This window comes from Janthinobacterium sp. 78, assembly GCF_003096775.1.
Taxonomy (GTDB): domain Bacteria; phylum Pseudomonadota; class Gammaproteobacteria; order Burkholderiales; family Burkholderiaceae_D; genus Janthinobacterium; species Janthinobacterium tructae.
Window position 1 is genome coordinate 3,690,886 of the sequence record NZ_QENT01000001.1, and the last position, 12,176, is coordinate 3,703,061.

General features: G+C 61.6%; 11 protein-coding genes. 2 read left to right on the top strand and 9 right to left on the bottom strand.

Going from position 1 to position 12,176, the window contains the following annotated elements:
• Positions 1-77: 77 nt before the first annotated feature.
• The 5 genes from C8C92_RS16255 to ppc all read right to left on the bottom strand — a co-directional run bounded on the left by C8C92_RS16255 (position 78) and on the right by ppc (position 6,399).
• Positions 78-560 carry a DUF3617 family protein gene (locus C8C92_RS16255; protein WP_116745988.1) on the bottom strand — a complete coding sequence of 161 codons (483 nt, stop codon included), beginning with the start codon at positions 558-560 and terminating at the stop codon, positions 78-80.
• Between the two features lie 62 nt (positions 561-622).
• On the bottom strand, positions 623-793 hold the full coding sequence (locus C8C92_RS27500) for a hypothetical protein (protein WP_165829463.1): 171 nt from the start codon (positions 791-793) through the stop codon (positions 623-625).
• A gap of 195 nt (positions 794-988) precedes the next feature.
• Positions 989-2,449 (bottom strand): pyruvate kinase, encoded by a 1,461-nt coding sequence (gene pyk / locus C8C92_RS16265; protein WP_180287922.1) that lies wholly within the window; start codon positions 2,447-2,449, stop codon positions 989-991.
• Between the two features lie 86 nt (positions 2,450-2,535).
• Entirely contained in the window at positions 2,536-3,546 is a 1,011-nt protein-coding gene (gap, locus tag C8C92_RS16270) for a type I glyceraldehyde-3-phosphate dehydrogenase (RefSeq protein ID WP_116744589.1), read from the bottom strand.
• Positions 3,547-3,645: 99 nt separating this feature from the next.
• Complete coding sequence (ppc, locus tag C8C92_RS16275; RefSeq protein WP_207781014.1) at positions 3,646-6,399, bottom strand: phosphoenolpyruvate carboxylase; 2,754 nt, start codon at positions 6,397-6,399, stop codon at positions 3,646-3,648.
• Between the two features lie 356 nt (positions 6,400-6,755).
• Between ppc and C8C92_RS16280 the strand changes: the two genes are divergently transcribed.
• On the top strand, positions 6,756-7,211 hold the full coding sequence (locus C8C92_RS16280) for an Rrf2 family transcriptional regulator (RefSeq protein WP_116744590.1): 456 nt from the start codon (positions 6,756-6,758) through the stop codon (positions 7,209-7,211).
• A 64-nt stretch (positions 7,212-7,275) separates the two neighbouring features.
• On the opposite strand, the gene C8C92_RS16285 is transcribed toward C8C92_RS16280, so the two are convergent.
• The 4 genes from C8C92_RS16285 to C8C92_RS16300 all read right to left on the bottom strand — a co-directional run bounded on the left by C8C92_RS16285 (position 7,276) and on the right by C8C92_RS16300 (position 11,052).
• On the bottom strand, positions 7,276-8,961 hold the full coding sequence (locus C8C92_RS16285) for a cation acetate symporter (protein WP_243420243.1): 1,686 nt from the start codon (positions 8,959-8,961) through the stop codon (positions 7,276-7,278).
• Positions 8,958-9,266: a DUF485 domain-containing protein gene (locus C8C92_RS16290; protein WP_099763579.1), complete on the bottom strand. Its 309-nt coding sequence runs from the start codon at positions 9,264-9,266 to the stop codon at positions 8,958-8,960. The genes C8C92_RS16285 and C8C92_RS16290 overlap by 4 nt, the downstream gene beginning before the upstream one ends.
• A gap of 149 nt (positions 9,267-9,415) precedes the next feature.
• Positions 9,416-10,597 carry an NO-inducible flavohemoprotein gene (gene hmpA, locus C8C92_RS16295; protein ID WP_116744591.1) on the bottom strand — a complete coding sequence of 394 codons (1,182 nt, stop codon included), beginning with the start codon at positions 10,595-10,597 and terminating at the stop codon, positions 9,416-9,418.
• A 41-nt stretch (positions 10,598-10,638) separates the two neighbouring features.
• Positions 10,639-11,052, bottom strand: coding sequence for a hemerythrin domain-containing protein (locus C8C92_RS16300; RefSeq protein WP_116744592.1), 414 nt, complete (start codon positions 11,050-11,052; stop codon positions 10,639-10,641).
• Positions 11,053-11,277: 225 nt separating this feature from the next.
• Between C8C92_RS16300 and C8C92_RS16305 the strand changes: the two genes are divergently transcribed.
• On the top strand, positions 11,278-12,171 hold the full coding sequence (locus C8C92_RS16305; protein ID WP_243420244.1) for an STAS domain-containing protein: 894 nt from the start codon (positions 11,278-11,280) through the stop codon (positions 12,169-12,171).
• The last annotated feature ends 5 nt before the right edge of the window (positions 12,172-12,176 follow it).

The window sequence follows — 12,176 nt, forward strand, 5'->3', positions numbered from 1 at the left end:
ACAAATCATTGCCGTTGGCGTCAATGCCGGCGCCCGCCCATCGCTGGAAACTGTTGTTTCAGTGTAGCTGCGCTCTTCTAGCGGTCCAGATATAAGCTCTTCATCACCATGCCGCCGCGCATTTTCTTTGCGCCCGGCGCCAACCCCGCCGGACAGGCTCCCTGGTGCACGGCCGCCAGTTCCGTGCGCTGCACCTCGGTCTTGCCGTTCAGTTCCATCGTGGTATCGGCGGTCAGCGTATACGCCTTGGCCAGGTCGCCCTTGAAACTGCCCGCGAGCTTGGCGCCAGGACAGCTGGACTGGAATATATAGCTGTCGCCCTGGCGGCTTTGCGACGCGATCTGGCATTCCTGCTCGAAATCGGACCACAGGTCGTCGTCGATCAGGCGGTCGCGCGCGTGGTCGACGCAGATTTCCCAAGAAAATGGCGAAGTGGCGGGCGTCACCTTCCACAGCCCAGTGGCACGCTGCAGGCGCTGCGCCGGCTCGGCCGCCGAAGCGAACGTGGCTGCGCACATGGGAAGAATAGTCATCAGGAACAAGGTCGCGCTGCGCTTCATGGGCATACTCTTTCAGCTAAAAACTTGAATATAGCAAAGAGGAATGCCTACAGGCCACACGCTTAGCCGTGCATCCTGGGCCTGGCGGCCAGCACGAAGGGAATGGCTAACGGCCCCAGAAACACCACCAGGACAGCACGGATGGCCGTTATTCGTAAGGAGCGGCGTTTGGCAATGAAGAGGCAGGCGAAGGCCGACAGCGACCAAATCAAGGCAGGCAGGTATTCGGTCATCATGTACTCCGGATGCGCCTTGGCAGGCAGGGAAACCATGCTGACACGGAAATGCGGCCACCGCAATGGCAGATTGGGCGTCTGCCATTGCAGTGCGTGGCCAACAGCCCTCTTTCAGCCATTCTTAAGGCTGCAGGCGGCTGTCGGCCAGTGATGAGGCCAGCAATGTGACCAGTAATGTGGCCAGAAATACGGTCAGTGCTGGCCGATCTTCATGATTTTCAGCGCATTCGTGCCACCCACTTTGCCCATCGGCTCGCCCCAGGTCAGTACGACCGTGTCGCCCTTGGTCACGACCTTATGTTCCAGCAGCAAGTCTTCCGCTTGCTGCAAGACCTTGTCGCGGTCCGTGCCGGAGGTCAATTCCAGGGTGCTGACGTTGCGGTACAGAGCCAGCTTGCGGCGCGTGCCCACGCTCGGGGTCAGCGCGACGATGGGGATGTCGATGTTGCAACGGCTCATCCACAAGGCCGTGGAACCCGATTCCGTCAGGGTGGCGATGGCTTTCACGCGCAGGTGATGGGCCGTAAACAGGGCGCCATAGGCGATCGACTGGTCGATGCGCGAGAACGTGGCGTTGAGGAAATCGGCGTCCAGCTTGCAGGTATCCCATTTTTCCGCGTCCAGGCAGATGGCGGCCATCGCTTCCACCGTCTCGATCGGGTAGCGGCCCGAGGCCGTTTCCGCCGACGTCATGACGGCGTCCGTGCCATCGAGCACGGCATTGGCCACGTCGGACACTTCCGCGCGCGTCGGCACGGCGTTGACGATCATCGATTCCATCATCTGCGTGGCTGTAATGGCCAGTTTATTCGACGCGCGCGCCATCTTGATCATGCGCTTTTGCAGGGCCGGCACGGCCGCATTGCCCACTTCGACCGCCAGGTCGCCACGCGCCACCATGATGCCGTCGGAAGCGTCGAGAATCTCTTGCAGCGCGGGAATGGCTTCCGCCCGTTCAATCTTGGCGATCATCATCGGCTTGTGGTCCCATGCTTCACCGGCGATATTGGCCAGCTGGCGCGCCATGACCATGTCGGTGGCGTTTTTCGGGAACGATACGGCCACGTAATCAGCCTGGAAACTCATCGCCGTCTTGACGTCTTCCATGTCTTTCGCCGTCAGCGCCGGCGCGGACAGGCCGCCGCCCTGGCGGTTGATGCCCTTGTTATTCGACAGTTCGCCGCCGATTTTCACGGTCGTGTGGATTTCGCTGCCGACGACTTTGTCGACCGTCAGCACGATGAGGCCGTCGTTCAGCAGCAGCACGTCGGCGGTGCGCAAGTCGCGCGGCAATTCCTTGTAGTCGAGGCCGCAGCGTTCGATGTTGCCCAGTTCACCGTTTTCGCCCCATTTCGCGTCAAGGATGAACTTCATGCCGTTTTCCAGGAAAATCTTGCCTTCTTCGAACTTGCCGACGCGAATCTTCGGGCCTTGCAAGTCGGCCATGATGGCCACTTCGCGGCCGCACAGGGCCGCCGCTTCGCGCACCATGCGGGCGCGGTCGATATGGTCTTGCGCCTTGCCATGCGAAAAGTTCAGGCGCACGACGTCGACGCCGGCCTTGAACATGCGGACCAGGGTATCGATATCGTTCGAAGCGGGGCCGATGGTGGAAACGATCTTGGTGGCGCGTTGCTGTACTTGCATGGTCATGGTGTGCTGCTTTCTATAATGAGTTGCTACAAGGGCCAGCCTTGTGGGCCGGCCGTCCTGGTGCGCTGGATCAGCGGTGGTTCTTGTTACTTGGCCGCCATCAGGGCGACCGTGGTGTCGAGCATGCGGTTCGAGAAGCCCCATTCGTTGTCATACCACGACGACACTTTCACGAGGCGACCCGACACCTTGGTCAGGGTCGAATCGAAGTTCGACGAGGCCGGGTTGTGGTTGAAATCGATGGAAACGAGCGGCTCCGTCTGGTACGTCAAAATACCCTTCAGCGCGCCTTCCGACGCCGTTTTCAGCAAGGCGTTGACTTCTTCGACCGTGGTATCGCGCTTGGCGATGAAAGACAGGTCAACCAGGGAAACGTTGATCGTCGGCACGCGGATGGCGAAACCATCGAGCTTGCCGTTCAATTCAGGCAAGACCAGGCCGACGGCGGCCGCCGCACCCGTCTTGGTGGGGATCATCGAATGCGTGGCCGAGCGGGCGCGGCGCAAGTCTTCATGCATCACGTCGGACAGTACCTGGTCGTTCGTGTAGGCGTGCACGGTGGTCATCAGGCCCGATTCGATGCCGATGGCGTCGTTAAGCGGTTTGACCAGTGGCGCGAGGCAATTCGTCGTGCACGAAGCATTCGAGATGACCGTATCCGATGCCTTCAGCACATGCTGGTTGACGCCAAACACGATAGTGGCGTCCACATCCTTGCCGCCCGGCGCGGAAATGATGACTTTCTTTGCCCCGCCCTTCAGGTGGGCCGAGGCTTTTTCCTTGGTGGTGAAGAAACCCGTGCATTCGAGCACGACGTCGACACCGAGTTCGCCCCACGGGATCAGGGCCGGGTCGCGCTGCGCGAAGACGCGGATGCGGTCGCCGTTGACGAGCATATTCTCGCCATCGATGGTGACGACGCCGGGAAACTTGCCGTGCACCGTGTCGTAGCGCGTCAAATGCGCATTCGACTTGGCATCGCCCAGGTCGTTGATGGCGACGATCTCGATATCCTGCTGCTTGCCGCCTTCATAGAACGCGCGCAAGACATTGCGGCCGATGCGGCCATAGCCATTGATGGCAACTTTGATGGTCATGCTGTCTCCTTGATGTTTTACTTGAAACCAACCCAGGTGCCAAAACCGGGGTCGGACCTTAAGGTCCGACCCCAGCATTTGCCATTGGGTTAAAAAGAATCAACCACTATTCCGCAACCCCGCCGCAATCCCGTTAATCGACAAATGAATGCCCGTGCGCGCCGCCGCATCCTGCTTGCCTTCGCGGAAGCGTTTCAACAGCTCCACCTGCACGTGGTTGAGCGGGTCGATATACGGGAAACGGTTGCGTATCGAACGCTGCATCAGCGGATTGGCTTGCTGCAACTCTGCCTGGCCCGTGATCAGTTTCAAGGCGTCCAGCGTGGCCGCGTATTCGGCGCGGATGCGCGTAAAGATAGCCTCGCGCAAGGCCTTGTCCTTGACCAGTTCCGCATACTTGCCAGCAATGGCGATATCGCTCTTGGCCAGGACCATATCCATGTTCGACAGCAAGGACGTGAAGAAGGGCCAATCCGTGTACATGCCGCGCAGCACGTCGGCGCCATCGGCCGGATGGGCGGCCAGGTAGGCTTGCACGGCGGAACCGAAACCGAACCAGCCCGGCAACATCAAGCGGCATTGCGCCCAACTCAAGACCCAGGGAATCGCGCGCAAATCCTCGATCGAGGTCGATTTCTTGCGCGAGGCGGGACGGCTGCCGATGTTCAGCGCGGCAATTTCCGCAATCACCGTCGATTCCCAGAAGTACTGTTCGAAGCCGTCCGTGCCGTACACCAGGTCGCGGTAAGCGTTCAGGGCCGTGCCAGACAATTCTTCCATGGCGGCCAGATGGCCCGCGCCGGCCGAAGCCTTCGGTTGCAGCTGCGCCTGCGGCAGCAGGGTCGACTGGATGGTGGCGGCCACCAGCACTTCCAGGTTGCGGCGACCCACTTCCGGGTTCGCATACTTGGCCGTGATGACTTCGCCCTGCTCCGTCAGGCGGATCTGTCCCTGCACGGCGCCGGCTGGCTGGGCCAGGATGGCTTCGTAGCTGGGGCCGCCGCCACGTCCGACGGAACCGCCGCGGCCGTGGAACAGACGCAGCTTGATCTGGTATTGCTTGAAGACCGTCACCAGTTCGATCTCGGCCTTGTAGAGTTCCCAGCCCGAGGTCAAGAAGCCGCCGTCCTTGTTGCTGTCCGAATAGCCGAGCATGACTTCCTGCTGGTCCGCGCGCGACGCCAGCAAGCCCCGGTAAAACGGCAAACCGAAGGCGCGTGCCATGATGGCGGGGCCGGCGCGCAAGTCGGCTATGGTTTCGAACAGGGGAATGATGTTGACGTCCACTTCGCGGCTATCCTGGCGCAGCAAACCCACTTCTTTCAGCAGCAAGGCCACTTCCAGCAAGTCCGAGACGCTGGCCGCCTTCGAGATGATGCAGTTCGGTACTGATTCGCGGCCATATTTGACGTGGGCCTCGCGCACGGCGCGGAAGATGTCGAGTTCGGACGTCGTTTCTTCCGAATACTGCGCATACGGCGACGTCAGCAGGCGTGGAGACTCCAGCTCGGCCAGCAGCACGGCGATGCGCTGCTCTTCATCGAGGTCCAGGTAGACCAGGCCCGGCTGGGCGCCGGCAAACAGTTCGCCCACGACGCGCTCGTGCACGTCGGAATTCTGGCGCAAGTCCAGCGGCGCCAGCGAAAAGCCGAAGACCTTGACGGCGCGGCGCAACTGGCGCAGCCGGCCACGCGCCAGCGCGCGCAAGCCATTGCTGACGAGCGAATGCTGGACCACGTCCAGGTCGGCCAGCAGATCAAACGCGGCAGCGTAGGGTTGCACGCCTTCGGCTGGCTTGCCCTTGCCGCACAAGGCGACGCGCGTCGCTTCCAGGCGCGCATGGATACCATGCAGGGCGCGGCGGTACGGCTCATCAACGCGGTGCGGCGAGGCATCGGCCGAGCGCTCTGCCAGCGCGCGCAGCGGCTCGCTGCAGGCGTTCAAGATTTGCGCCAGCGACAGCTGCGAGGCGAGCTTGCGCAATTCTCCCAGATAAAAGTCGAGCACCTTGTCGGCCTGCGTCTGCAGGGTGCTGCGCAGGATGTCGGCCGTGACGAATGGGTTGCCGTCGCGGTCGCCGCCTATCCAGCTGCCGACCTTCATGAAATTGGGCAATTCCGCATCTTCCCAGCGGGCATCGCGCTGGGCCAGCATGGTTTCCAGCGAGGAATACAATTTCGGCAATTCGCGCAAGATCGTGTGGTCGTAGAACGACAGGCCATTGGCCACTTCATCCATGACGGACAGTTTGCTGGTGCGCAGCAAACGCGTCTGCCACAGGGTGACGATGCCACGGCCCAGCGCTTCTTCGTTTTGCTCCGCCTCTTCCGGCGTCATTTGCACGCGGTCGCGCTCGCTCAACAGGCGCGCGATGGCCATCTGGCAATTCTGGATGCTCTTGCGCTGCACTTCCGTCGGATGCGCCGTGAACACGGGGCTGACAAACGCATCTTCAAAGAACGTTTCCAGCGCATCGGCCTTGCCCGCGTCAAACACGTTGCCGACGGCATGGCTGAGGCTACCCTGGCGCGGCGGCGAGCCGGCGATCAAGTGGGCGCGCGTGCGGCGGATGTGGTGTTGATCTTCTGCAATGTTGGCCAGCAGCGAGAAATAGCTGAAGGCGCGCGTCAATTGGGTGGTTTCTTCCTGCGACAGCGCTTGCAGCGCGTCCGACAGCTGCGCGCGCGCCGCTTCGTCATTGTCGCGGCGGAAACGGATGGCCAGCTGGCGCACATGTTCGATGCGCTCGAAGGCGGGGTCGCCCAGGTGGTTGCGGATGGCGTCGCCCAGCAGACGGCCCAGCTGGCGGATATCGCTGCTCAGCAGCTCGTCTTTCACTTCATTCATTTGCATGGTATTCATTTCCTGGGGCGGCCACGGCGGCACCGCACAGATTGCGTAGTACGCGCTTCCCGACCCGGGAAACGCCCATCATCCATTTTGTAGTAAATTTACCTTACTGTCTCACCATCCTCTTGATTTTCATCAATAAAATCCACGTCGAAAGGGCCTTAAAGGGCTTGCGAGCTGTTTAGCAGGGCAACAATATGAAAATTTACTACGCATTTAAGCGAAAGGCAACCAAATTTGTCTTTCCAGGCTGAAAAGTCACGGTGCAAGTCACATGCCGGTGGCGATGGCCGGGCACTCTCCTGTATGCTGGCGGCTTGAAACAAGGATGTAATCCACATCTTTATGAACGATATCCCATGCGACTGACTGCTTATACCGACTACACCCTGCGCACCCTGATGTATCTGGGCGTGCACCGCGACCGCCTCGTGACCATCCAGGACATCGCCGACCTGCATGCGATTTCGAAGAATCACCTGATGAAGGTGGTGCACCAGCTGGGCCTGTCAGGCATCGTGGAAACGGTGCGTGGGAGGAATGGTGGCCTGCGCCTGGCGCGCGACCCGGCCGAGATCAATATCGGCACGGTCGTGCGCGAGACGGAAAACGATTTTTTCATGGCGGAATGTTTTAACCAGGAAAACAATACCTGCCCGCTGACGCCCGATTGCCTGCTGAAATCCAAGCTGGGCCAGGCCACAGCCGCCTTCCTGGCCGTGCTCGACACGGTGACCCTGGCATCGATACTCGAAGCGACGCCGGGCGTGCCGGCGCTGGCGGCGAGCGTGATTCCCCTGCGCGTGGCGAAGTAAGCGCGCCAGAAACAACAATGCCCGGCAAGCCGGGCATTGTTTCCTGCAGTAACTATCTAAAACATCAATGTGCGCTGGCGCCTGCCGCGCCGATGCCCGTTTCCGAACGCATCTGCTGCGCTTCGTAGCCGGCACGGTCGATGCGCGCGCGCGGGCTCTTGTCGAGCACCGAGAACAGCCAGATGCCGACAAAGCCTGCCGTCATCGAGAACAGCGCCGGCGAGGCGTACGGGAACAGCGCCGCCGGATGACCGAGCACGTCGACCCACACGGACTTCGACACCACCGTCAGCGCGACGGCCGTGGTCAAGCCCAGGAAGCCGCCGATGGTGGCGCCCCGCGTGGTGCAGTCTTTCCACAGCACCGACATGAACAGCACGGGGAAGTTGGCCGAGGCGGCGATGGCGAAGGCCAGCGAGACCATGAAGGCGATGTTCTGCTTCTCGAAGGCAATACCCAGCACGACGGCGATAATACCCAGCACGATGGTGGTCACGCGCGACACTTTCAATTCGTTGGCGCCCGTGGCCTTGCCCTTCTTGATGACGGTGGCATACAGATCGTGCGACACGGCCGACGCGCCCGACAGGGTCAAACCCGCCACGACGGCCAGGATGGTGGCAAACGCGACCGCCGACATGAAGCCCAGGAACACATTACCGCCCACAGCCTTGGCCAGATGCACGGCCGCCATGTTGTTACCGCCCAGCAGCTTGCCGGCAGCATCCTTGAACTCGGGATTGGTGCTTACCAACACGATGGCGCCAAAACCGATGATGAAGGTCAGGATGTAGAAGTAGGCGATCCAGGTGGTGGCCCAGAACACGGATTTGCGCGCTTCCTTGGCGCTCGGCACCGTGAAGAAACGCATCAGGATGTGCGGCAAGCCGGCCGTACCGAACATCAGCGCCATACCGAAGGAGATGGCCGAGATCGGGTCCTTGATGAAGGAACCGGGACCCATGATGGCTTCCTTGGCGGCGTGCACGTCCACCGACTTGGCGAACAGCGCTTCCGGGCTGAAGTTGAATTGCGCCAGCACGGCCACGGCCATGAAGGTGGCGCCGCCCAGCAGCATGACGGCCTTGATGATCTGCACCCAGGTGGTGGCTGTCATGCCGCCAAACAGCACGTAAATCATCATCAATGTACCGACCAGGACGACGGCGATCCAGTATTCCAGGCCGAACAGCAGCTTGATCAGCTGGCCCGCGCCCACCATCTGCGCGATCAGGTAAAAGGCCACGACGACGAGGGTGCCGGAGGCCGAGAAAATGCGGATCGGCGCCTGCTTGAAGCGGTAGGCGGCCACATCGGCAAAGGTGTAGCGGCCCAGGTTGCGCAAGCGCTCGGCCATCAGGAAGGTGATGATGGGCCAGCCGACGAGAAAGCCGATGGCATAGATCAGGCCGTCATAGCCGTTGAGGAAGACGGCGGCGGAAATACCGAGGAACGATGCCGCCGACATATAGTCGCCCGCAATGGCCAGGCCATTCTGGAAGCCCGTGATGCCGCCGCCGGCCGTGTAGAAATCGGAGGCCGACTTGGTCTTCGCGGCCGCCCATTTGGTGACGAACAAGGTAAAAATGACGAAGGCGGCGAACATGATGATCGCCGTCCAGTTGGTCGGTTGCTTGACTGCCTGGCCCAGGTCGGCGCCGGCCGCCAGCACGCTGTTGCTGGCGCTTGCCAGCAAGGTCAGGGCTGCCAGGCAGGAAAATGTGCGTTGCATCGATGGGGCGCGGCTCATGCTTGCACCCGTGCCTGGATGGCGCTGGTCAGCTCGTCGAATTGCTTGTTGGCGCGGCGCACATAAATGCCGGTGATCACCACGGTAAACACGATGACGAACAAGCCAATTGGCATGCCCCAGGTCATCACGCCGGTGCCCGTTTTAGTGGCAAGGAATTCCTTGTTGAAGGCGATGAGCAGAATGTAGCCGTAGTACACCAGCATCATCAGGCCCGTCAGCGCCCAGCCGAAGCTGGAACGCACCCTGACCAGCCGATGATAATTGGGGTCGCCCTTGATTTTTTGAACCAGATCGTCATGCATGGTGTTGCCTCCTGTTATGTAAAAGCCTGCTCTTTTATGCGAGCTTGGGTTCACAGTACAGCGCGAGGCTTACCCGCCCCTTACGGCAGCGGTTTTTCTCGCAGAAGCAACACAAGGAGCAACACAGGAGCAACACAAGGCAGACAAGGTCAGTTCAGCGCGGCTGCCGGTCCGAAGAATTCATGATGCGTCTGCCGTTCCGGCACGCCCAGCTCGCGCAGATATTGCTTGACGGCCCGCATGAACGGCTGCGGCCCCAGGAAGTAGGCGTCGACGTCGCGCGAAGCTGGCAGCCAGTGATTCAGCGTCTGTTTACTCAGCAAGCCGACGGCGTCCGGTGCGCCTTGCTCACCGTCATGTTCCGCGTAGCAGTAATAGCGCTGCAACTGCGGGTGCTGCGCGGCCAGTGCGTCGATCTGCGCGCGGAACGCATGCACGCCCTGGTTGCGCGCCGCGTGGATGAAATGCACGGGACGCTTGCCGCGCAGGGCCGCCGTCAGCATGGCCAGGGTCGGCGTGATGCCCACGCCGCCACTGATCAGCACCAGCGGCTTGTCGCTCTCCGTCAGCACGAAGTCGCCCGATGGCGGCGTCAGCTGTACGGTGTTGCCCGCCTGCACGTGGTCGTGGAAGAAATTCGACACCTTGCCGCCCGCTTCGCGCTTGACACTGATGCGGTAGGTCTGGCCATTGCTGGCGGCCGACAGCGAGTACTGGCGGCGCATGGGCACGCCATCGACGCTGGCCAGCACGCCGATATACTGGCCTGGCGCAAAGTCGAGCACGGGCTGCCCATCGGCGGGCGCCATCAGGAAGGACGTGATCTCGCCGCTTTCCACCGTCTTGCTGCGCACTAAAAAGTCGCGCGCGCCGCTCCAGCCGCCCGGCGCGGCAGCCTGCGCCTTGTAGATACGCCCTTCTTCGCCGGCCAGGATGTCGGCCAGCTGGCCGTAGGCCGCGCCCCAGGCATCGATGACGGCGTCGCTGGCGACTTCGTCACCCAGCACTTCGCGGATCGCTTGCAGCAGGCTGGCGCCCACCAGCGGATAGTGCTCGGCGCGGATCTGCAAGGCCACGTGCTTGTTGACGATGGTGGCCACCAGGTCGCCCAGCGCTGCCAGCTGGTCGATATGTTTGGCATACATCAGCACGCCATTCGCCAGCGCGCGCTGCTGGTCGCCGCTGTGCTGGTGCGCCTGGTTAAAGTACGGCAGCACTTCGGGATGGTCGCGGAACAGATTCTTGTAGAAGTGGCGCGTCAGCGCTTCGCCGCCCTGTTCGAGGATGGGGACGGTGGCCGTGATGATGGCGCGTTGTTCTTGGGTCAGCATGTAAAACTCCTGTGTATCTGTGTATATGTGGGTAAGCGGTCTCAGGCCAGCGTTTCAACGGCTGGATACAGCTCGTGATCTTCGCGCCGCATGCGCTGGAACAGCGCGTGCAGCACGGTATTGGCTTCGCTGCGGAAGGCATCCGGCTCGGCCGCCAGGCGCACGGGCGTATTCCAGCGGCCGGCAAAATCGAGGTAGGCGCCGGCGATGCCGTGCATCTCGTTTTCGTACTGGCGGCCCAGCTGGGCCACCCTGGCCACGCCGCAACTCTGCGCGGCCGGATACAGGTAGCGCTGCTCGACGGCCAGGTGCAGCTTGATCAAGCCGCTCATGGCGATGATCTGTTCGGCAATGGCCTGCGCCTGCGCGGCCACACCGCCGCGCGCCAGCTGGCGCAGGGCATCGATGGAGGCCAGGATGGCCAGGTGCTGCTGTTTGAATTTGTCGATATTCATGGCGTGTTTCTCTTGTTGAGTGTTGCCAGTGTAGCGGAATTCGCTTAAACATGCAAATCACATACATCTTTATGATGCGAATATTTCCAGCAGGAATGTACATCGACATGCGCCACTATGTGCGGCACAGAACACAAGCCAGAGCCACGCCTGCCTATAATTTATTCATCACAGTGCGGGGCCGTTTGCGGCCGTGCCGCACCCTCCACTCAGCCAAGGATGAGCATGAAAATGAAGACGGACACGGTCAAGACGGGCACGGCCCAGGCGCAGCAACTGGCCGCCATCATCAACGAGCACCACACGGCACTGCTGGACGGCTGGATGGCCGGCCTGGTCGCCCGCCTGGTGCGGCGCGACAAGATCGCCGAAAACGAGCTGCGCCAGCAGGCAGCGCAATTGCTGCCGCTGCTGGCGGGCGCCCTGGACAGCGGCGACGCATTCGACATCGAAGGTGGCGCCTGGGACGATACGCGCCAGCTGATCGCTGACATATCGCAGTCGCGCGTGCGCCAGGGCTATTCGCCGATCGACACGGCCAGCTTCATGTTCGCCCTGAAGGAGCCGCTGTTCGCCTACCTGCGCAAGCAAATCGCGGCGCAGCCGGAGCAGCTGGGCGACGCCATCATCAGCACCAGCAAATTGTTCGACGAACTGGGCCTGCTGACCATCGCCATCTACCAGAAGGCGCGCGAACAGGTGATTCTGCGCCAGCAGCAGGAGTTGCTGGAACTGTCCACGCCCGTGGTGCAGCTGTGGCAAAACGTGCTGGCCCTGCCCCTGATCGGCACCCTCGACAGCGCCCGCACGCAAGTGGTGATGGAAAGCCTGCTGCAAAAGATCGTCGACACGGGCGCGCTGATCGCCATCATCGACATCACGGGCGTGCCCACGGTCGACACGCTGGTGGCGCAGCACCTGCTGAAAACCATCGCCGCCGCGCGCCTGATGGGCGCCGACTGCATCATCAGCGGCATCCGCCCGCAGATCGCGCAAACCATCGTGCACCTGGGCGTCAACCTGGAAGACGTGATGACCAAGGCCACCCTGGCCGACGCCTTCGTCGTGGCCCTGAAACGCACGGGTTCCAGCATCACTTACCAGCAGCAGCAACACTGAGGCGC

Coding starts and splice junctions, on each gene's coding strand:
- C8C92_RS16255 (WP_116745988.1), bottom strand. CDS start 560: ATGAAGCGCAGCGCGACCTTGTTCCTGATGACTATTCTTCCCATGTGC.
- C8C92_RS27500 (WP_165829463.1), bottom strand. CDS start 793: ATGACCGAATACCTGCCTGCCTTGATTTGGTCGCTGTCGGCCTTCGCC.
- pyk (WP_180287922.1), bottom strand. CDS start 2,449: ATGACCATGCAAGTACAGCAACGCGCCACCAAGATCGTTTCCACCATC.
- gap (WP_116744589.1), bottom strand. CDS start 3,546: ATGACCATCAAAGTTGCCATCAATGGCTATGGCCGCATCGGCCGCAAT.
- ppc (WP_207781014.1), bottom strand. CDS start 6,399: ATGCAAATGAATGAAGTGAAAGACGAGCTGCTGAGCAGCGATATCCGC.
- C8C92_RS16280 (WP_116744590.1), top strand. CDS start 6,756: ATGCGACTGACTGCTTATACCGACTACACCCTGCGCACCCTGATGTAT.
- C8C92_RS16285 (WP_243420243.1), bottom strand. CDS start 8,961: ATGAGCCGCGCCCCATCGATGCAACGCACATTTTCCTGCCTGGCAGCC.
- C8C92_RS16290 (WP_099763579.1), bottom strand. CDS start 9,266: ATGCATGACGATCTGGTTCAAAAAATCAAGGGCGACCCCAATTATCAT.
- hmpA (WP_116744591.1), bottom strand. CDS start 10,597: ATGCTGACCCAAGAACAACGCGCCATCATCACGGCCACCGTCCCCATC.
- C8C92_RS16300 (WP_116744592.1), bottom strand. CDS start 11,052: ATGAATATCGACAAATTCAAACAGCAGCACCTGGCCATCCTGGCCTCC.
- C8C92_RS16305 (WP_243420244.1), top strand. CDS start 11,278: ATGAAAATGAAGACGGACACGGTCAAGACGGGCACGGCCCAGGCGCAG.